This is a genomic window from Arthrobacter sp. Ms25, assembly GCF_059090365.1.
Window position 1 is genome coordinate 41548 of record NZ_JBNHFP010000002.1, and the last position, 19421, is coordinate 60968.

Below are 19421 nucleotides of genomic sequence, written 5' to 3' on the forward strand. Positions count from 1 at the left end.
GACACGAGGAAGGCTTGCACATGAAAAACCGTTTTGAGGGCAAAGTCGTTATTGTCACCGGCGCCGGCTCCGGCATCGGTGAGGCAGCGGCCCGGGCATTCGTGGCCGAAGGAGCCACCGTGGTCCTGACCGATACCGTGGCGGAGAAGATCACCGCCACCGTCGCCGACCTGCCCGAGGGCACGGCCACCGCCGTCGTCGCCGATTCCGCCAACTGGAACGACGTCCGCAAGCTCGTCGAGGACACGGTCCAGCAGCACGGGCACCTGGACGTCATGGTCAACAACGCCGGCACGCTGGCCAACGGTCCGGTCGAAGAGACCGATGTGGAGGAATGGCACCGGGTCATCGAAACCGACCTGTCGGGTGTCTTCTACGGCACCAAGGCGGCCATCCCGCACCTGATTGATTCCAAGGGCTGCATCGTCAACACCTCCTCCGTCTCCGGCATGGCCGCCGACTGGAATATGAGCGCCTACAACGCGGCCAAGGGCGGGGTCAACAACTTCACCCGCGCCGTCGCCCTGGACCACGGCAAGGACGGCGTGCGTGTCAACGCGGTTGCTCCGGGCCTGATCTGGACCGAGCTCACCGAAGACAAGAAGGACGACGAAGAGCAAAAGGCGAAGTTCGCCGAACGGATCGCCCTGGGCCGGCCCGGCCAGCCGGACGAGGTCGCGGACGCGATCCTGTTCCTGGCCTCTGACGCTGCCCGGTTCATTACCGGTGCGATCCTGCCCGTCGACGGCGGCACGACCGCAAGCAACGGCCAGCCGCAGCAGGCCTAGTCGCGGGGCGGGCCCGCCGCGCCGCCCGCAGGGGCTCCGGCCGCGGGGTTCAGCGCAGGTGCGAGGCGCCGTTGACGTCGATCACCGTGCCGCTGACCCACACCGGAGCCTCGCTGGCCAGCCACGCCACGGTGGCAGCGACTTCCTCCGGTTCGGCGACCCGGTTGAACGGGCTCTGCGCCCGGATGGCGACGCCGCTTTGGCCCTCAAGCGCCGGGCGGCCCATCCGGGTGTCCACGAATCCGGGGGCGACGGCGGCGGAAAAAATCCCGTGCGGTGCCAGCGCCACGGCCAGGGACTGTGTCAGCGAATGCAGCCCGGCCTTGCTGGCACCGTAGGCGGGGTTCTCCGGTTCTCCGCGGTAGGCGCCCCGCGAGCCCACATTGACCAGCCGTCCGCCCGCCGGACCTTCCGGCCGCTGGAGCAGGTGCTCGGCCATCAGCCAAGAAAGGTTCGCCGGCGCCATAAGGTTCACATCCATGGTCTGCCGCCACGCGTCCCGCCACTCGGCATAAGAGCCGGACGTGACCGGCTGGGCCCGGAAGATGCCCGCGTTGTTCACCAGCACATCCAGCCCGCCCAGCTGATCCACCGCCTCGGTGAAGATCCGCAGGCACTCGTCGGGGGAGGCCAGATCACCCACGACGACGGCGTGCCCGGTCCCGGGCAGCGAAGCGGCCACCTTCCCGGCCGCCTCGGCGTCGTGCCCGGCGTGGACCGCCACGGTATGGCCGGCCTCCGCGAGGGCGGCTGCGATTGCTGATCCGATGCCCCGGCCCGCGCCGGTGACCAAAGTGTTCATTCCCATCGCCTGAGCGTACCCGCAGGACCTACCGCCCGGCCGTCCGTGACGCCTCCAGGACACGGACCAGGGTGGCGGTGTCATAGGGCCCGTGGTGCCGGCGGTAGCCGATAAAGAACGTCGGGGTGCCGTGCAGGTCCATGGACTCAGCGTCCAGGGCATCATCCAGTACCCGGTTGCGGACCTCTGCCGACCGCAGGTCCGATTCGAACCGGTCCATGTCCAGGCCCAGGCTGTCCGCCGCGGCCAGCAGGTCTTCGGGGAGCAGGTGTTCCTGGTTCTCGAAGAGATGGGCGCTGTAGTCCAGGAAATGGCCCTGCCGGTCCGCGGCTTCCGCTGCCTCGGCAGCGGCCACCGCGTTGGGATGGACCCTGGGCAGGGGGAGGTGGCGCCACACATAGCGCAGGTCGGCGCCGAAATGTTGGCGTACCTCCAGGATGGTCCCGGTGGCCCGGCTGCAGAACGGGCACTCGTAGTCCCCGTATTCCACCAGTGTCAGCGGAGCGTGTGCCGGTCCCACGACATGGTCGCGGGCAGGGTCCACCGGCCGGGCCAGCACTTCACCCGCGGGTACGGCGGGACGGCGCCGCTCGACGATCCGGAAAATGATGCTTCCCGCCGTGAAGGCCAGCAGCGATGCGGCCAGGACCGCCACCCTTGCCTGGTTCTGCAGGGCGGGATCCGCAATGGCCAAACCGATGATGAACAGGGCAATGGTGAACCCTATGCCGGACAGGGCGGCCCCGCCGGCGATCCGGCCCAGGGTCAGCCCGGGCCCGAACTCACCGACCCGGAGCCGGCGCAGCACCGCCGCCGCGCCGAAAATACCGGTGAACTTCCCCAACACCAGGCCGCAGACTATGCCCCAGGCAAGCGGGGAGTGGAGGGCGCCGTCCAGTGTTGCTCCGTCCAGTTTCACCCCGGCATTGGCCAGGGCGAAGACCGGCAGGATCAGGTAATCCACGTACGGGGTGTAGGCGCCGTGCAGCCGGTCGTTGATGGAGAGCGACTCGCGCACACTGTGAACCGCAGCCCGCGCATACCGGGGATTCGGCGACTGGCGGAAAATCCGGGTCTGCTCCAAGGCATTTTCCACTTCCCTCCGGGCAGGCGGAAACACGGGAACCAGCAGCGCGATGCCGACCCCGGCCAGCGTCGGATGCACGCCCGAGGCGTAGAAGGCCAGCCAGACGAGCACCGCCAGCACGGCATAGGCAACGCCCCGGCCGTACGGGAGGTACCGGGCCAGGGCGACCCCGGTGAGGCCGGCGAAGGCGAGCAGCAGCGGCACAGGTTCCAGATGGTCCGTATAGACCAGGGCGATGATGCTGAGTGCGGCAACGTCGTCGACCACTGCCAGGGTCAGGAGGAAGATCCGCAGCCGGCCGGGAACGCGGGGCCCGGCAATAGCCAGGGCGCCCAGCAGAAACGCGGTGTCGGTGGAGATGACCACGCCCCAGGCGCCGGTATGCTCCGTTCCTGCCGTGAGCAGCAGGAAGAACCCTGCCGGGACGGCAATTCCCGCCGCCGCCGCAGCCACCGGGATCACTGCCCGGGACCGGTTGGTCAGCTCTCCCAGCGCGAACTCCCGGCGCACCTCCAGCCCCACCACGAAAAAGAACACGGCCATGAGCGCGTCATTGACCAGTTCCCGGGCGGTCAGCTCCAGGACCATGCTGCCGGCACGTACCTCTACGGTGGATTCCCAGAACTCCTCGTACGAAGCGGCAAAGGGCGCGTTGGCCCAGAGGACCGCGGCAATGGTGGCCAGCAGCAACAGGGCCGCGGGACGTTTTTCGTTGCTGCCGGCACCACTGACGCCGCCGGGGGAGGTAGTGGCATTACGGTGTGCCCGGGCCTGCACCGGTTACACCTGGGCGGACACCGGCTGCACCAGCCTGCTGCGCAGGCGGCCGGCCAGCTCCGAGGTAAGTCCGGCGGAACGCAGCACGGCCATGACGCCGCCCGCACCGGCATCGAGGGTCGCCAGCATGGAACGCATCGCAGCCGGATGGGCCGCCAGCAGCGGGTGGTCCGCGGGAATGGCGTACCCGCCGCTGAGCTCCGCCAGCCCCATCCGGCGGTAAACCTCCGGCAGCCGGCCCTGGGTTCGGGCGTAATCCTCGACGACGGCCTCCGGCTCCGCGCCCAGCACGGTCAGCAGTGCGGCAGCGAACATCCCGGTGCGGTCCTTGCCTGCGGCACAGTGAAACAGCACCGCACCGGGGGAGTCCGCCACCGCCTGAAGCCCACGGACCAGGGCTTCTTTCTGGGACACGAAAATCTTCGCGTACCACCGGCCCACATGCTCGGGGGAGCGGACCGACTCCAGCAGCCGGTCCGCAAGCTCCGGCGGCGCACCCGGCGAATCGGTCAGGGGCAGGGCGAGATACTGCACCGGATGGTCCGCGGACGGGCCCCGTCCGGTGCGCTCCGCCTCGTCCGGGGAGCGCAGATCGATGATGGTTTCCAATCCCGCGTCCACGAGCTCCGCCATCTGCTCCGGCGTGGTGGTTGCGGCGTCGTCGGCCCGGAACACCAGACCCGGACGGATCCTGCCCGTGTCCACGGAAATCCCGCCGAGGTCCCGCAGGTTCGCCAGGGGCGACGGGGCCGGCATGATCGGTTCAGCCATGGCAGGTTCCTCCCGGGTGCTGTCCACCGGGCAGCGCCGGCGGGGCGTGTGGACACCATCCTAGCCACGATCGGAATCGTGTGCCCCGACACCCGGGTATGAGGTCCGGCTCACAAAACGATAGGGTAAATGTGATCTCGTTCTCCGAAAGGCTCCACCATGCACCGTCGCATTTCCCACCCCGGACTCCAGAATCTCGTAATGACCGCCGAGCAGGCTGCGGCTCTGATCAGACCGGGAATGACGGTGGCGATGAGCGGCTTTACCGGAGCGGGCTACCCCAAGGCCGTCCCGCAGGCGCTCGCCGCCCAGATGGAAACGGCGCATGCCAAGGGCGAAGAGTTCCAGATCAAGGTCCTCACCGGTGCCTCCACTGCTCCGGAACTGGACGGCGTGCTGGCCAAGGCCGGCGGCATGGAACTGCGCCTGCCCTACCAGTCCGATCCGACGCTGCGGAAGCGGATCAACGACGGCGAACTCGAGTACATCGACATCCACCTCGGTCACGTGGCCCAGTACACCTGGTTCGGGTTCTACGGCCACATCGACCTGGCCGTGATCGAGGTGGTCGGCATCAACGAGGACGGCAGCCTCATCCCGTCCTCCTCCGTGGGCAATAACAAGACCTGGCTGGAACAGGCGGATAAGGTCATCATCGAGGTGAACCGCCAGCAGCCCGCAGCGATGGACGGCATGCACGACGTCTACTACGGCACCGCCCTGCCCCCGCACCGCAAGCCCATCATGCTGGTGAACCCGGATGACCGCATAGGCGAACCCTACCTGCGCCTGGACCCGGAGAAGGTCATCGCCGTGGTCGAAACCGACGCCCCGGACCGCATGACCCCCTTCGCCGCTCCGGATGAATGCTCCCAGCAGATCGCCGGGCACCTGCTCGACTTCTTCGACTCCGAAATCAAGGCCGGCCGCCTGACCGACAAGCTGCTGCCGCTGCAGTCCGGGGTGGGAAACATCGCCAACGCCGTCCTCGCCGGTCTCTCGACCGCCGGCTACACCGGCCTCACCGCCTACACCGAGGTGATCCAGGACGGCATGCTGCACCTGATCCGCGACGGCGTGATCAAGGTGGCCTCCGCGACGTCGTTCTCGCTCAGCCCGGCGGGCATCGAGGAGTTCAACTCCAACATCGACTTCTACCGCAAGCGCATCATCCTGCGAACCCAGGAGATCTCCAACCACCCCGAACTGATCCGCCGGCTGGGCTGCATTGCGATGAACGGCATGATCGAAGCGGACATTTACGGCAACGTGAACTCCACCCACGTGGCCGGCACCGCCATGATGAACGGCATCGGCGGTTCCGGGGACTTCGCCCGCAACGGTTTCCTGTCCGCGTTTATGTCCCCGAGCACCGCCAAGGACGGGAAGATCTCAGGGATTGTACCCATGGCCGCACATGTGGACCACACCGAACACGACACCATGCTCATCATCACCGAGCGGGGCCTGGCCGACCTGCGCGGGCTTTCCCCGAAGCAGCGCGCCCGCACCATCATCGAAAAGTGCGCGCACCCGGACTTCCAGCCGCTGCTGCAGGACTACTTCGAGCGGGCCAGCCGGGACAGCATGGGCAAGCACACGCCGCACCTGCTGGACGAGTCCCTGTCCTTCCACCAGCGGTTCGTGGAAACGGGAACCAGCCTGCCGGAGCCGGCGGGCCTCTGAGCCGCAGGACCGGCCCGCCTAGCTCCCGCGCAGCCGGTCCAGCTCGCGGCGGTCCTTTTTCGTGGGCCGTCCTGCGCCCCGGTCCCGGACGGGAATGCCCAGCGCCGGTGCCGCGGGACGGGCGGGGGTATGGTCCGTGAAGCAGTGCGACGCCGCCTCGGCGCCGACGCGTTTGCTGATCAGCTGCCGTACCTCGAGGATCCGTTCGAAGCCGGGTTGCCGGACGCGGACGGTGTCCCCGGGCTGGACCGGCTGTGCTGCCTTCGCCGGATTGCCGTTTAGCCGGACATGGCCGGCACGGCACGCAGCCGTGGCCGCGGACCGGGTCTTGTAGGCGCGGACCGCCCACAGCCAGGCGTCCACCCGGACGGATTTCGATGTGCTTGCTGGAATGCTCATGGGAGTTCCGAGTCTAGCGAAATCCGCGCAGCCGGGCAGCGTCTGCCAGCGCCTGCTGCTGCTCCGCGGTCAGGACGGAACCGGCGACGACGGCGTGTCCCCCGGGTGCCGGCCGTGCGGCGGCATCCGGTGCGGCGGCAAGCAGGCCCCGCACCTCGGCGGGTGTGTAGGGGGCCGGGACCCGGGTATGTGCCACGACATGGCAGGTGGGACACAGCGGCACCAGGTCCGAGACCGGATCCAGCACGTAGCCGGCGGGCAGGTCCGGAACGGGAACCACGTGGTGCACCTGCATCAGCGCCTCTGTTCCCGGACCGTACCGTTGGACGGGGACCAGCCCGCAAGCTGCGCAGCACGCACCGTGGAAGGCCAGGCATAGCCGCCGCGCGTCGGCGTCGTGCTCGTAACCATTGACGCGCTGCCGGCCCGCCGCTTCGGGCGGAATGGTGCCGGGGGGAGGACTGAGCGGCTCCTCGCCGGACCCGAGGAACTCCGACCACAGCCGCCGCAGCGCGGGCATCGAAGCGGTCGGAACGAAAGCGGACCCGTGCACCGCAGGCAGGCCGGGCACCTCCTCCTCGAGGAGCGCCGCAGGCACCTGCTCATCCAGCGGCAGTAACCGATCGAACTCCACCGTCACCGCGCCGTCCGCTTCCCCGGGGACGGGCGGAACAACCACGCCGTGGCCCACCAGCCCCCGCGGACCCCGGTTACCGGCCAGCAGGAGCCATACCTCGGTTCCTTCAACCGGCAGGGGCCCGGCCCACGGGACGCTCCGCCGGAAGGTTCCGCCGAGGTTCACCGCCGCGAGGGCCGGACCGTAACCGCCGGGCCACGGATCGGGCTGTTCCGGATTCCACTCCAGCAGGACAGAGGCCACCGTCAGCGGGGCTGATAGGTGAGGCAGTCCGCCTGCTCGGCACCCGGGCCCACCCGCACATCATGGGCGTCGCACATCAGATGGTTGTTGAACCGGCACTCGTTGCGCTGGCAGGCGCCCACCTGCGCGAGGACCTTCGGCAGCCCGCCGGAAGCTGAGGTGTCGATAAATGTGGAGCAGCTGGCGTGGTCGCGGGTGCCCCCCACGGTAATGGCGTACGCGGTGCAGCCCTCGTGGTTGAAGTCGCAGCTGGACACCGTGCAGTCCTGCACCTGGGCAACGTGATCGGTCATGGTCCCTCCAAAAGGTGGTCATTTCTTTCCGTGCCTAGCTCCGAACGTACCACCGGCGCACGGCAATAATTAGCGCGAATTTCTATGCCCTATTCGCGGTTCAACGCTGCCGGGTGCAGAGCCCCGTTTTGGCCTGCACCGCCCGGTTGGATACAACGGAGATATGAGCTCTACACCGGCCCCGGCCGCCGACGAATTTGCCGCAGCCGCAGCCACGCAGGGGCTAGATCTGGATGCGGCCCAGCTGGCGGTGCTCCCGGCCCTGACCCGGGCGGCCCGGGCAGCCCGCTCTGCGGAACCTGCCGCAGGGGCCTCGGTGTACCTGTGGGGACCGCCGGGGCGGGGAAAGACCTGGTTGCTGGACACCTTGTTCGAGTCAGTGGATATTCCGCAGAAACGGCGGCTGCATTTCCACGATTTCTTCCGCGAACTGCACGCACTGGTCTTCGCCGGCTACGGGAACCCCGGATATCGGCAGGACTCGGCCTTCGCCGCGGCACTGGAGAAGATGCTGGGTACGGTCCGGCTGCTGTGCTTTGACGAATTCCATGTGAAGGATCCGGCCGACGCGGCCTTCATCACCCGCCTGCTTCGTACCGTCCTGGACCGCGGCATCGTCCTGGTGGCCACGTCCAACTACGCTCCGCAGGAGCTGCTTCCGGATGAGATGTTCCACCATCTCTTCGAACCCGGCATCGCCCTGATCACCGGGCATCTGCAGGTCCTGGAACTGGCCGGGGACACGGATTACCGCGCCGATTCCCGGTCCCGGAGCAGTTCCGGTTTCGCTGCGGGCCATCATCTGCGCAGCAACGGCGACGGTCTGCTGGCCGGCGCCGGGCTGGCAGTGCCCGGACCGTCGGAAGCCGTGCAGCTGGCACCGGGGACACGGACGCTGCGGGCGCTGCGTGCAGACGGCGGACAGCTGTGGTTCGATTTCGAGGACCTGTGCCACGCGCAGTCAGCGACCTCCGATTACCTCTCCCTCGCGCAGGCATACCGGCACTGGGTGATCAGCTCAGTGCCCGCTACCGGCGGCTCCAGCCCTTACGGGTGGCAGCGCTTCGGCAACGTCGTCGATGTCCTGCACGACGCCGGGTGCCGCCTGGACGTCATCGGGATGGCCGATTACGACGGCGTGTTCCCCGGGACCGCCCATCCGACGGATCTGGCACGGCTCAGCAGCCGGTTCGGGATGCTGCAGCGACTGCCCGCAGACGAAGGTCAGGCGGCGCAGGCCTAGCCTTTGCCGTCGGTGAGGTCCCGGGCGTCCGCGAGATTCTGCCGGGCCTTGTCCGCCGCCCGCCGGGCGGACCGGGCCGCGCGCCGGGCATTGTCCCGTTCGCGCTCGAGCTTTCCGGAGCGCCGGTCCACGGCTGCGACCTCCCGCTCGAGCTGACGGATCCGCTCCCGCAGTTCATCGATCTCGTCCGTGAGCTCGTCCCGGTGGCCGGCGGATTCATCCACATCCCGCTGGGCTGCGTCGAGCGTTTCCTGCGCCTGATGTTCGCGGTCCGCCGCTTCCTCAACTTCGGCCTCCGCCTTGCGGACCGCCCGCCGGGCTTCGGCCTGCCGCCGCCGTTCCGCGGCCGTGTCCGGAGCGCCGGCCTTGTCCTTTTCCGTGCCGCGGCCGGCAGCCGGGCGGGAACCGGCCCTGGCTCCTGCACCCTGCGGCACCAGATCCGGATCGGCCACCGCACCGTCCAGATCCACCTCTTCCCAGCCGCTCGCCGTAAGTGAACGGACGAGCTGTCCGCTGGCTACGGCGTCTGCGGCCGCCGGGTCCGTCATCGCGGCCCAGAGTGTCTGTTCGGCTTCGGCCGCCAGCGCTTCACTGACGGGATGGTCAAGATCGGCGGCGAGATCCCGGGCTTCCCGGACAATTGCACGCAGCAGCCGCTGGCGTTCGGTGCTCAGGCGGCGCAGCTGTTTCTGGTCCAGATCCTCCTGGGCCTCACGCAGGGCGGCACCCAACTCCAGCACCTGGTCCAGGTCCTCCCGGCGCCGGTCAGCCAGCAGATTAACGAGCCAGGCGGCCGTGGAGGGCTTCGGGAGTGCCTTGATCCGCTTGGCCTGTTCCTTGTTGCCAGCTTTTCCTGCCTCGGCGGCCAGGGCATTCCGGGCGGCCGTGAACTCCGAAGGCAGCAGTGCATAGAGCGCCGTGACGGCGGCGCCGAGCGACGTCGCGTTTGCTGCGGCGCTCACCCGAAAACGCCAAACCGTCCCAGCGCCACGACCAGGGAAAGCACCAACAGGATGGCGCCCAGGGCGATCCGGTTGTGTTCGCCCCGCCGGACATGGACGAGGACGGCCAGGGCCATCAACACGGTCAACGCGGAAGCGGACACCGGCGTCAATACGGGCAGGATTCCGGTTGCCTGCGGGACAATCAGCCCCACGGCGCCCAGCACCTCGAGCACGCCGATCAGTTTCACGGTGCCCGCCGGGAAGTCCTCGGGCCAGCGCAGGTTCTCTTTGAGACGGTCGTAGCTCTGGGCAATCTTCATGAAGCCGACGCCGGCAAAGAGCAACGCCAGTATGAGTTGAACAAGCCACAGGACCAGAGACAGCATGGGAATCTAAGCGACTTTCTGTGTACGGGCAGGAGTCAGCGCACGGAGCCGCTGCGGAACCATCACAACCCAAGCATGGTCTGCAGCCCGGGACCTGCGCAACAGCGGGCGTGGCGCGACGGGTGCCGCTCAGAACCCGGCCACGGGCCGGGGGCGGTAAGACTCCTCAAGGACAGCGAATTCCTCTTCGGTGAGCTGGATGTCCAAGGCCTTGATGTTCTCATCCAGGTGGGAGACGGCCGTAGCACCGATGAGCGGGGCGGCTACGACGGGGTTGGCCAGCACCCAGGCAAGGGCAACCTGGGCGCGGGTGGCGCCCAGCCCTTCGGCGACGTTTCCCACCGCATCGGTGATGCTGCGGTCCGCATCCTCGTTGCCCCGGTAGAGTTCGTGGCCCTGCGCATCGTAGTCCTGCCGTGCCGTCCTGGCTCCCCACGGCCGGGCCAGGCGCCCGCGGGCAAGCGGGGAATAGGGCAGCGCCCCGATACCCCGGTCCGCACAAAACGGGTACATTTCCCGTTCCTCCTCCCGGTAAAGGAGGTTGTAGTGATCCTGCATAGTGACGAACTGCGCCCAGCCGTGCTGTTCCTGCAGGTACAGTGCCTTGGCGAACTGCCAGGTGTACATGCTCGATGCGCCCAGGTACCTGACCTTGCCGTCCCGGACCAGCAGGTCCAGGGTTTCGAGTGTCTCTTCCAGCGGCGTAGTGCCGTCCCAGCGGTGTACCTGATAGAGGTCGATGTAGTCCGTCCGCAGGCGCCGCAGGCTTTGCTCCACCTGCCACAGGATGTGCTTGCGGGACAACCCCCATCCGTTGGGGCCCGGCCCCATTTCGCCGTGGACCTTGCTGGCGATCACTACTTCGTCCCGCCGGCAGTACTGGGCAACGGCCGATCCCAGGATTTCCTCGCTGTGGCCGGCGGAATACACGTTGGCGGTGTCGAAGAAGTTGATGCCCAGCTCCACCGCATGCCGCAGCAGGGACTTCGCCTCGTCCTCGCGGATAGTCCATCCATGTGCCCCGCGGTCCGGGTCTCCGAATCCCAGGCAGCCCAGCCCGATGGCCGAAACAGTTGCTCCTGACCTGCCAAGCTTGGCGTATGTCATCGAGTTCATGAGCTGGCCTCCGCTGCTGTGCAGTGCCGTTTTTGCGTTACCGGTGATGCTACCGGGATGCATGCCGGCTTCGGTAGGCGGGATGCCCCGGGACTCCCGGCCGCAGCCGTTGCGGTCCTATACTGACGCACATGGTAGCCGGAACAGGTACCCCAAGCCGTTTCTCCGTTGACGAAGCACGGGTGCTGCCGCCGCTGCACGAGCTGGCGGGCGTTGCCAAAGTCGCGCAGCCAAGGGAAGGCCGCCGCACCGAGGTCCGGTATGACACCGCGGACCGTTCCCTCCGCCGGCGGGGGATCCGACTCGCCCGCATCACGGACGCGGAAGGCGCACGCTGGGAACGCAGCGCTCCGGCGCTGGAACCCGTACCCGCGGTTATCAGGGACCAGGACGCAGGGATCCCTCCGGAGCTGGTGGAGGACCTCCAAGCGGTGGTCCGGGGCCGGAACCTGGTACCGGTGGAAACCCAGGCCACCCGCTATCTGGAATACCAGCTGCTGGACAGCGAAGATGCGGTGCTCGGCATCGTCAGGGACGAAAGCACACATGCGGGTGACGCCGGTGCGGGCACATCCGGTGCGGCCCGCCGCGCGTGGGTCATCGAGGCTGCCGGCGGGGCGCTCGCCGACGCGGCAGCCGCCATGTTCCGTACTGCCGGTGCCGCCCCGGCAGGCACTGCCAGCGGCGGGGAACGGATCGACGGTCCGGCGGACAGCGGCACGGACTCCGGTGCTGCAGGCGGCCGTATTCCCTACGCAGCAGACACCGGCCCCCTGGACACCGGAAGTCCGTTGGCGCTGTTGCTGCTGGATTACCTGCGGGAACAGTTCGACGAACTGCTGCGCCATGACCCGCGGGTACGCCGCGGCGACCCGGACGGCATCCATAAGATGCGGGTAGCCACGCGGCGGATGCGCTCGGCACTTTCCAGCTACCGCCGCGCCATGGCCCCGGAACCGGGGCGCTCGCTGCGCGGCGAGCTGCGCTGGCTTGCCGGGGTGCTGGGGGAAGCCCGGGACGCACAGGTGATGCGGCACCGGCTCCGCGGATTGATAGCCGCGGAACCCGTTGAGCTGGTAATGGGACCGGTGGCCGCACGGGTGGACGAAGAACTGCTCCACGACTACCGGCAGGCCTTCGGCCGGATCCGTGAAGCGCTGTCTTCCCAGCGGTACTTCCGCACGCTGGACGGACTCGAAGCCTTGGTGGGCAGCCCGTCCTGGACGGACACGGCGGATGAACCGGCAGGCGCCGCGGCCGCCGGCGTCGTCCGCCGGGACCGGAAGCGGCTGCGCGGGCGGGTGCGCGCAGCACGGAACACCACCGGTGAAGAACATACCGAAGCGCTGCATGATGCCCGCAAGGACGCCAAGCGGCTCCGCTACGCGGCCGAAGTCTGGGCATCCGTGCAGCCGAAGGATGCGAAGGCCATGGTGGACGCCGCGGAGCATGTGCAGAAAATCCTCGGGGAGCACCAGGACAGTGTGGTGACGCAGGCGTATCTGCGGCATATGGGGGCAAGCGCGTTGGCCGCCGGCGAGAACGGTTTCACTTACGGGCGGCTGCATGCCCTGGAACAGGCTCATGCCCGGCAGGCTCAGGAACGTTTCGCCCACGCTTGGAAAGGCTTCCCCTCCAGCCCCTGACGAAGGGAACGACATGGAATCACCCTGGGCGCCGCTGCGCCGGCGGATGTTCCTCGTTCTGTGGCTTGCCCAGCTGGGTTCCAACATCGGCACCTGGATGCAGACCGTGGGAGCCCAGTGGTTCCTGGTGGAAACCAGTAAGAATCCTGCCCTGGTGTCCCTGGTCCAGACCGCGAACCTCGCACCCTCCCTGCTGCTGGGCCTCATCGCCGGGGTGCTGGCGGACGCCTTCAATCGACGTCGGCTGATCCTGGGCGCGAATCTCTTCGCCGGCGGTGCTGCCTCGGTGCTGACGGTTGTGGCCGCGCTGGACCTGCTGGACCCGGATTCGCTGTTGCTCTACACCTTCCTCATCGGCTGCGGCATGGCCTTGAGCGCGCCCGCCTGGCAGGCCATCATCCCTGCACTGGTTCCCCGGCAGGAAATCCAGGCGGCTTCGGCACTCGGCAGCGTGGCGACGAACGCCGCCCGTGCGGTGGGACCCGCCGTGGCAGGCCTGCTGGTGGCCTTGACCGGCCCGGCCTTTGTGTTCGGCCTGAATGCGCTGTCCTTCGCGGGCACCTCCATTGCCATTTACACGTGGCGGGGCCCCCGGCCGGATCCGGACGAGCGGGAACACATGGGGGAAGCGCTCGCCGCCGGCATCCGCTATATCCGCGCTGCGCCGCTCATCCGCCGGATACTGCTGCGCTCCGGCCTGTTCATCTTTCCCGCCAGCGCCCTCTATGCGCTGTTGCCGGTGGCCGCCAACGGGCATCTCCGGCTGGGGTCGGCAGGATACGGGCTGCTGCTCGGGGCACTGGGCCTCGGTGCGGTGCTGGGTGTCTTGTTCCTTCCGCGGCTGCGGACCGTGCTGAAGGACAACACCTTGCTGGGTATCAGCGCCGTGGTCTTCGCCGCGGGGACCTTTGCCTCGGGATACCTGCCAGCGTGGGCTGTGGCCGTGCTGCTGGTCCCCGCGGGCTTCGCCTGGATCTCCACGTTTTCCACCTTGAACGCCGCAATGCAGCTGACCTTGCCGGAATGGGTCCGGGCCCGCGGCCTGTCCGTGTACCTGATGGTCGCCGCCGGCACGCAGGCCGTGGGCGCCGTTTTCTGGGGCTCCGGTGCCACGGGTGCCGGATATGCCCCGACCCTGGCGTTCGCCGCCGGCGTCCTGCTGCTGGCCGGAGCCAGCGTCGCGGTGTTTCCGCTGCTGCCGGGTACCGGCCGCCTGGACCGCAGCGTCGCCGGTACGGAGTTGGAGCTTCCGGACGGTGACGAACCGAAGCCCGGTGCCGGTCCGGTGACAATCCTTATTGCCTATGAGGTACCTGCGGACCGGGGTGAAGAGTTTGTGGCGGCCATGCACAGGGTCCGCCTGTCACGCCTGCGCACGGGTGCCACCGACTGGGAACTGGTGCACTCGGTCACCGACCGGGACCAGTTCCGGGAGATCTACGATGTGCCGACCTGGCGGGAGTATCTCCGGCAGGAACAGACCCGGACGACGGGGGAGGACCGCCGGATCATCCAGCGCGCGTGGGACCTGGCGGAGGCGGAACCGCGGGTGCGGTGGTTCCTTCCCGCCTCCGCCTAGGCGTTCGGTGCCGCGGCGGTGCAACGGATAGACTGGGACCCGGTTCGAAGGCCGTTTCCACGGCGGGCCGGCGCGTTGGAAGCGATGCGCTGAGAACGATGCAGTGAACAAACCGTTAGTTGAGGTATTTTGCGAGATTTTAGTGCACGCCTGGCCACTGCCGAGGAGATCGCCAACTGGGACAAGCACGTGCTGGCCAACCCCGGCGGCGGCAACGTCCTCCAGTCTGCATCCTTCGCGGAAGTGAAGTCCCACCACGGCTGGAATCCTGTGTACCTGGCCTTCACCGGACCGGAGTACGTCACGTATACGCTGGCGATCGAGAAGAAGGTTCCGGCGCTCGGCAGCCTCTGGTACTTGATCAAGGGTCCCGACGTCGCCGCCCCCGAAGACGTGCCGCTGGTGGTCAACGCGCTGTCCCGGTTCATTAAGCAGACCCGCCGCAAGGTATTCGCCATCAAGGTCGAGCCGGACATCGTGGACAGCGAAGAGGTCCAGGCCCTGTTCACCGGCGCCGGATTCATCAAGACCTTCAATCTGCAGCCCAACGATTCAACGGCCCTGCTGGACACCACCCCGGATGAGGAGCAGCTGCTCAAGAACCTCTCCTCCCGCGGCCGCAACGCGGTACGCCGGGCGATCCGCGAGGGCGCGGACGTCCGCCGGGTCGAGCCGACCGAAGAAAACATGCGGACCATGTACCAGCTGATGGCCCACATCGAGGACCGTTCCGCAGCACGGCTGCGTTCCTATGAGTACTACCACCGGTTCTGGTCGAACTTCGTCGCCGCCGGCCAGGGGCGCTTCTACTTCGCGTTCGAGGACGGGGAGCCCACCGTGGGCGCCTTCGTGATTGCCTACGGAAACAAAGGCACGTACAAGGACGGCGGGTCCAAGCCGCGGCGGTCCCAGTATGGGGATTCGCACCTGGTGCAGTGGACCGCGATCACCGAGCTCAAGAAGGAATGCGGCATTGTCCAGTACGACTTCTGCGGCACACCGCCGAGCAGCCAACTCAAGGACAAGAGCCACCCGCACCACGGGCTGGGCCTGTTCAAGACCAGTTTTTCCAAGACTGTTACGGATTTCGTCGGCTGCTATGACTTCGTGGTGGACCCGGTCCGCTACCGGATCTGGAACACCATCGGTGAGCGGGTAGCGCGGCAGATTTACTGGCGCCGCCACCAGCAGCCTTTCTACTAAGCAGCAGTTCCACAGGCAACAACCCGGGGGGTCCCGGAACAGGCGAAAGGGTGAATCCTTGGAGAACACGTCCGATCCGGGTGGGCGCAAGCCCGGATCGAATCCGGATTCGGCACCGAATCCGGACCCGGTTGCGGGGCCTATCCCGCTGATCAGCGTGCCGTCCGGCCGGCGGGCCGGGGGAGAGCCCCGGGACGCCTCGGCACGGAAAGAGTCGACGGGCAAGGGCGCGAATGGGAAGCCGGGAACCTCCCCGACCCAAAGGGCCAAGACCGGCAAGGGCTCCCGGCAGGGGCAGGGTACGGCCGCGCGCTCCCTGCGGCCTGCGGCGAAGGTGCCGGCTCCGCCTGTGAACGCGCCGGGGCAGCCGCGCATGGAGGTGCCCACCACTGCCCTGCGGAGCACCCGGCCCAAGCCGCCGCCGGCCACTACTTCGGTGACTATCCCCGCAGGCACCAAGTCACTGCGGTCCCAGCCGGGCCGCGGCAGGACCCCTGCGGAACCGCGTGAAAAACGCCCTGTCCGCGCGCGCAAGAGCGTTCCCCCTGGGACCACGCCCCTGAGTCCTGCGGGCGTACGCTCCGACCGCTCATCTGCTGCGGCGCGACGGATGCTGCGCAAGCTGGTCCAGGGGGAGAACCCTCCCACGCAGGCCATGTCCATCGTGGAACGCCTGGCCGGCAGCCCCTACGCCAACCCCCTCGTGCGGACGGCCGGACCGGACGCGAATGCGCGCAAGACCCTGGACCTGGCCCTGGGCATGGCCGAAACCATGTTCCGCTACGGCGCCGGTGCCCTGGAGGTGGAAACCGCGATCATCGCAGTGACCGCCGCATTCGGGTTGGAGAGCATTGAAGTGGACATCACCAACCAGTCGGTGCTGCTCAACTATTCCCCGAAAGACCAGACCCCCATCACGGTCATGCGGGTGGTGCGGTCCTGGACCAACAACTATGCCGGGCTCGGCCTGGTCCACCAGCTGGTCACGGACATTATTGACGGCGGGCTCTCCCGCGCGGAGGCGGCCAACCGGCTCAACGAAATCACCCGCCAGCCCAAACCGTTCCCGCGCTGGGCCGTGACCGTGTCCGCGGGCGTCTTCGCCGCGGCCATCGTCGGGTTCATCGGCGGCGGTCCGCTGGCGTCCATGGTGGGCTTCGCCGGCACCATCATGGTGAGCCTGCTCCAGCGGGTGCTGGGCAGGTGGCGGGTCCCGGACTTCTTTACGACGGCGGCCAGCGGCTTCGTGGTTACCGCCATGGCGATGCTTTTCTGGTCCATGGAGGTGCCCATTTCGCCGGGTATCGTCGTGGCCGGCGGGATCCTGCTGATGCTGCCCACCGGCCGGCTGGTCTCCGCTGTGCAGGATGCCATCAACGGGTTCCCGGTCACTGCGTCGGGCCGGTTCCTTTCCGCCTTCCTGACCTTCGGCGCGCTGGTGGCCGGCATCGCCGTCGCGCTGGTGATGGGTGCCCTGATGGGGATGGGCCGGCTGAACGTCACCGACGTCGCGTCGTCGCAGTACTCCTTCCCGGTGACGCTGCTGCTGCTGGCCGTGGCGCTGGCGACCATCTGCATTGTGGAGCAGTCCCCGCGGGAGCTCATGCTGCCCACGGTGCTGATCGGCATTGCCGGTTTCCTGGTGTACCAGGCGGCCGAGGCCGGCGGGATGGGCCCGCGCCTCACTCCGGCGGTCTCGGCCATCTTCATCGGGATGGTTGCCCGCATCGTGGCCTTGAGGATGGGCGCGCCGCAGCTGATCGTGGCGGTGCCGGCAGTGCTCTTCCTCTTCCCCGGGCTGGCGATCTTCCGGTCCATGTACGGGCTGAGTATCGGCACCGACGAGATGTACCAAGGCGTGGTGGGACTTTTCGACGCCCTGACCGTCATCCTGGCCATCTCCGGAGGCGTGGTGCTAGGCGACAACCTGGGCCGTCCCTTCACCCGGAACCTCAACGGCAACGACCGCCGCAACCGTCGGCGCTAGCGGCCCCCTTAAATACGAGAGCCCGGCCCCGCTGCAGCAGCGGGACCGGGCTCTTTGCTATCCGGGCTAGAGAATCTTTCCGACGGGTGTGCGTTTCTCCGCCTGGAAGACGTCTTCGGTCCGGCCGGCCGCCCAGTAGCCGGACAGGGAGACCTGCCGGCGGTCCAGCCCCCGGTGGCTGAACAGGACGTCCCGCAGGGACTTCATTGCCTCCCGCTCGCCGTGGGCAAAGACCTGCACTGTCCCGTCGCGCCAGGGTGCCGCCGCAACGGCGTCGGTCAGTATCCGGCTCCGGCCAGCGGGGACCTCGCCGCGGAACAGCCAGGTCAGCTCCACTCCCGCAGGTTTCGGCACCGCCTGGCGGTCATCGGGGCCGGCCACTTCGATAAAAGCGTGCCCGACGGCGTCCTGCGGCAGGGCACGGAGCACGGTGGCAAGTGCCGGCAGCGCTGATTCATCGGCCGCCAGAAGGTACCAGTCGGCGTCGGGGTCCGGGTTGAAGGCGCCGCCGGGACCGGAGAAGGTCAGCGGTTCGCCCGGCTGCGCCGACGCCGCCCACGGTCCGGCCAGGCCTTCATCGCCGTGCACTACGAAGTCGATGCTGATTTCGCGTGCTTCAAGGTCCACGTTCCGGACGGTGTAGGTGCGGGACACCGGCCAGTGCTCCCGTTCACTCCGGGCCCGGATGGTCTCCAGGTCCTCCGTGCCGTCGATCGGTCGGCCGTCCGGCCCGAACCAGATCTTGCAGTAGGCGTCTGCGCAGCTGTTGGGGGAGAAACGGTCAAACCCGGGGCCGCCGGCAACCACGCGGACCATATGGGCGCTGATCTGCTCCCGACGGAGAACCTCGAGGGTCAGCAGCGGGCGTTGCCTCCGCGGAGCCGGAGCTTCGGGCTCGGGCAGGCGCGGGGGAGTTCTGGGTTCTGGCATGGGTGTCTCCTAGGGAAGTGCCTGCAACTACCGTATCGCGCTGCCCTTACCGTTCTCCGTGCAGGCGCCAGTCCACGGGGTCGGCTCCCTGCTGCGCCAGCAGTTCATTGACCCGGCTGAACGGCCGGGAACCAAAGAAGCCGCGTGAAGCCGAGAGGGGGCTGGGATGCGCGGATTCGACGGTCGGCGCACCCCCGAGGAACGGGACAATGCCCTGGGCGTCCCGGCCCCACAGGACAGCGACAAGGGGAACCCGCGTGCCGTCCGGGCGGCGGCGGGCAGCCAGCGCGCGGACGGCGAGCTCGGTGATTTCCTCCCACCCACGCTTCCGATGTGAACCCGCTTCCCCGGCCCGAACCGTGAGCACGCGGTTCATGAGGACCACGCCCTGGTCCGCCCAGGCGCTGAGGTCCCCGGACAGGGAGGGGCTGATGCCCAGGTCGGCATTGAGCTCGGTGAAGATGTTGTTCAGGCTCCGGGGAAGCGGACGCACCCCCTTGCCCACGGAGAAGGAGAGACCCACGGCATGCCCTGGGGTCGGGTAGGGATCCTGGCCCACGATCAGCACGCGGGCATCCGCCAGTGGACGTTGGAAGACCCGCAGGATGTTGCCCGGCGCGGGCAGGATGCGCTGCCCCGCACGGCGCTCTGCTTCCAGCTCTTCGGCTATCTCCTCAAGGTGCGTCTTCACAGGGGCCAGCACATGGGCCCAGTCGGGAGCCATGAGGTCTTCGAGCCGAGCGGGAGCAGCGAAAGGGAACTGCTCGTCCTCACCCGGTGCGGTCGGGCCGGAGTAGGAAAAGAGCTGCGGTTCATCAGTGGTCACTTCTCCATTTTGTCATCGCTCCGCCCGCAGTGCCTGCCGGTCCTTTGCGTAAATGACAACCCTGTTATTCCCAATTAG

Annotated in this window: 18 protein-coding genes; 7 read left to right on the forward strand and 11 right to left on the reverse strand. The window is 67.9% G+C overall.

Annotated elements, in window-relative coordinates; all coding sequences use genetic code 11:
* Positions 1–20: 20 nt before the first annotated feature.
* Positions 21–788 (forward strand): meso-2,3-butanediol dehydrogenase, encoded by a 768-nt coding sequence (budC, locus tag AC5RT8_RS04865; RefSeq protein WP_494094585.1) that lies wholly within the window; start codon positions 21–23, stop codon positions 786–788.
* Positions 789–837: 49 nt separating this feature from the next.
* On the opposite strand, the gene AC5RT8_RS04870 is transcribed toward budC, so the two are convergent.
* Genes AC5RT8_RS04870 through AC5RT8_RS04880 form a run of 3 tightly spaced genes read right to left on the reverse strand, consistent with a single transcriptional unit; the run spans position 838 to position 4225 of the window.
* Positions 838–1596 carry an SDR family NAD(P)-dependent oxidoreductase gene (locus AC5RT8_RS04870; protein ID WP_494094586.1) on the reverse strand — a complete coding sequence of 253 codons (759 nt, stop codon included), beginning with the start codon at positions 1594–1596 and terminating at the stop codon, positions 838–840.
* A 22-nt stretch (positions 1597–1618) separates the two neighbouring features.
* Complete coding sequence (gene nhaA / locus AC5RT8_RS04875; RefSeq protein WP_494094587.1) at positions 1619–3454, reverse strand: Na+/H+ antiporter NhaA; 1836 nt, start codon at positions 3452–3454, stop codon at positions 1619–1621.
* 3 nt (positions 3455–3457) lie between these two features.
* Positions 3458–4225, reverse strand: a complete 768-nt coding sequence (locus tag AC5RT8_RS04880; protein ID WP_494094588.1) for a tyrosine-protein phosphatase — start codon at positions 4223–4225, stop codon at positions 3458–3460.
* A gap of 159 nt (positions 4226–4384) precedes the next feature.
* Here AC5RT8_RS04880 and scpC point away from each other — a divergent pair, with 159 nt between their 5' ends.
* Entirely contained in the window at positions 4385–5911 is a 1527-nt protein-coding gene (gene scpC / locus AC5RT8_RS04885) for a succinyl-CoA:acetate CoA-transferase ScpC (protein WP_494094589.1), read from the forward strand.
* Positions 5912–5929: 18 nt separating this feature from the next.
* Here the strand turns inward: scpC and AC5RT8_RS04890 are convergent, their stop codons facing one another.
* The 3 genes from AC5RT8_RS04890 to AC5RT8_RS04900 are packed head-to-tail and all read right to left on the reverse strand — an operon-like array spanning position 5930 to position 7483.
* Complete coding sequence (locus AC5RT8_RS04890) at positions 5930–6310, reverse strand: RNA-binding S4 domain-containing protein (protein ID WP_494094590.1); 381 nt, start codon at positions 6308–6310, stop codon at positions 5930–5932.
* Between the two features lie 13 nt (positions 6311–6323).
* A complete protein-coding gene (locus AC5RT8_RS04895) occupies positions 6324–7190 on the reverse strand; it encodes an HNH endonuclease (protein WP_494094591.1) in 867 nt (288 codons plus the stop codon).
* A 2-nt stretch (positions 7191–7192) separates the two neighbouring features.
* Positions 7193–7483 carry a DUF1540 domain-containing protein gene (locus AC5RT8_RS04900; RefSeq protein WP_494094592.1) on the reverse strand — a complete coding sequence of 97 codons (291 nt, stop codon included), beginning with the start codon at positions 7481–7483 and terminating at the stop codon, positions 7193–7195.
* 163 nt (positions 7484–7646) lie between these two features.
* Between AC5RT8_RS04900 and zapE the strand changes: the two genes are divergently transcribed.
* Positions 7647–8726, forward strand: coding sequence for a cell division protein ZapE (gene zapE / locus AC5RT8_RS04905; protein WP_494094593.1), 1080 nt, complete (start codon positions 7647–7649; stop codon positions 8724–8726).
* On the opposite strand, the gene AC5RT8_RS04910 is transcribed toward zapE, so the two are convergent.
* From AC5RT8_RS04910 to AC5RT8_RS04920, 3 genes are all read right to left on the reverse strand, one after another.
* The gene (locus tag AC5RT8_RS04910; RefSeq protein ID WP_494094594.1) at positions 8723–9688 is read right to left on the reverse strand and encodes a hypothetical protein; all 966 of its coding nucleotides are present in this window, start codon (positions 9686–9688) and stop codon (positions 8723–8725) included. The two genes, zapE and AC5RT8_RS04910, sit on opposite strands and share 4 nt — an antisense overlap.
* The gene (locus AC5RT8_RS04915) at positions 9685–10056 is read right to left on the reverse strand and encodes a DoxX family protein (protein ID WP_494094595.1); all 372 of its coding nucleotides are present in this window, start codon (positions 10054–10056) and stop codon (positions 9685–9687) included. The genes AC5RT8_RS04910 and AC5RT8_RS04915 overlap by 4 nt, the downstream gene beginning before the upstream one ends.
* A 129-nt stretch (positions 10057–10185) precedes the next feature.
* Positions 10186–11163, reverse strand: coding sequence for an aldo/keto reductase (locus AC5RT8_RS04920; RefSeq protein ID WP_494095176.1), 978 nt, complete (start codon positions 11161–11163; stop codon positions 10186–10188).
* Positions 11164–11303: 140 nt separating this feature from the next.
* Here AC5RT8_RS04920 and AC5RT8_RS04925 point away from each other — a divergent pair, with 140 nt between their 5' ends.
* The 4 genes from AC5RT8_RS04925 (at position 11304) to AC5RT8_RS04940 (ending at position 17587) form a co-directional block, all read left to right on the forward strand.
* Complete coding sequence (locus AC5RT8_RS04925; protein ID WP_494094596.1) at positions 11304–12818, forward strand: CYTH and CHAD domain-containing protein; 1515 nt, start codon at positions 11304–11306, stop codon at positions 12816–12818.
* A 13-nt stretch (positions 12819–12831) separates the two neighbouring features.
* Entirely contained in the window at positions 12832–14397 is a 1566-nt protein-coding gene (locus AC5RT8_RS04930; protein WP_494094597.1) for an MFS transporter, read from the forward strand.
* 129 nt (positions 14398–14526) lie between these two features.
* A complete protein-coding gene (locus AC5RT8_RS04935; RefSeq protein WP_494094598.1) occupies positions 14527–15600 on the forward strand; it encodes a lipid II:glycine glycyltransferase FemX in 1074 nt (357 codons plus the stop codon).
* A 58-nt stretch (positions 15601–15658) separates the two neighbouring features.
* Entirely contained in the window at positions 15659–17587 is a 1929-nt protein-coding gene (locus tag AC5RT8_RS04940; protein ID WP_494094599.1) for a threonine/serine exporter family protein, read from the forward strand.
* Between the two features lie 66 nt (positions 17588–17653).
* Here the strand turns inward: AC5RT8_RS04940 and AC5RT8_RS04945 are convergent, their stop codons facing one another.
* Both AC5RT8_RS04945 and AC5RT8_RS04950 read right to left on the reverse strand, forming a co-directional pair.
* Complete coding sequence (locus tag AC5RT8_RS04945; protein WP_494094600.1) at positions 17654–18517, reverse strand: siderophore-interacting protein; 864 nt, start codon at positions 18515–18517, stop codon at positions 17654–17656.
* Between the two features lie 46 nt (positions 18518–18563).
* Positions 18564–19343, reverse strand: a complete 780-nt coding sequence (locus AC5RT8_RS04950) for a uracil-DNA glycosylase (RefSeq protein WP_494094601.1) — start codon at positions 19341–19343, stop codon at positions 18564–18566.
* Positions 19344–19421: the final 78 nt, after the last annotated feature.

Coding starts and splice junctions, on each gene's coding strand:
- scpC (WP_494094589.1), top strand. CDS start 4,385: ATGCACCGTCGCATTTCCCACCCCGGACTCCAGAATCTCGTAATGACC.
- AC5RT8_RS04900 (WP_494094592.1), bottom strand. CDS start 7,483: ATGACCGATCACGTTGCCCAGGTGCAGGACTGCACGGTGTCCAGCTGC.
- budC (WP_494094585.1), top strand. CDS start 21: ATGAAAAACCGTTTTGAGGGCAAAGTCGTTATTGTCACCGGCGCCGGC.
- AC5RT8_RS04945 (WP_494094600.1), bottom strand. CDS start 18,517: ATGCCAGAACCCAGAACTCCCCCGCGCCTGCCCGAGCCCGAAGCTCCG.
- AC5RT8_RS04870 (WP_494094586.1), bottom strand. CDS start 1,596: ATGGGAATGAACACTTTGGTCACCGGCGCGGGCCGGGGCATCGGATCA.
- zapE (WP_494094593.1), top strand. CDS start 7,647: ATGAGCTCTACACCGGCCCCGGCCGCCGACGAATTTGCCGCAGCCGCA.
- AC5RT8_RS04925 (WP_494094596.1), top strand. CDS start 11,304: ATGGTAGCCGGAACAGGTACCCCAAGCCGTTTCTCCGTTGACGAAGCA.
- AC5RT8_RS04915 (WP_494094595.1), bottom strand. CDS start 10,056: ATGCTGTCTCTGGTCCTGTGGCTTGTTCAACTCATACTGGCGTTGCTC.
- AC5RT8_RS04880 (WP_494094588.1), bottom strand. CDS start 4,225: ATGGCTGAACCGATCATGCCGGCCCCGTCGCCCCTGGCGAACCTGCGG.
- AC5RT8_RS04930 (WP_494094597.1), top strand. CDS start 12,832: ATGGAATCACCCTGGGCGCCGCTGCGCCGGCGGATGTTCCTCGTTCTG.
- AC5RT8_RS04920 (WP_494095176.1), bottom strand. CDS start 11,163: ATGACATACGCCAAGCTTGGCAGGTCAGGAGCAACTGTTTCGGCCATC.
- AC5RT8_RS04890 (WP_494094590.1), bottom strand. CDS start 6,310: ATGAGCATTCCAGCAAGCACATCGAAATCCGTCCGGGTGGACGCCTGG.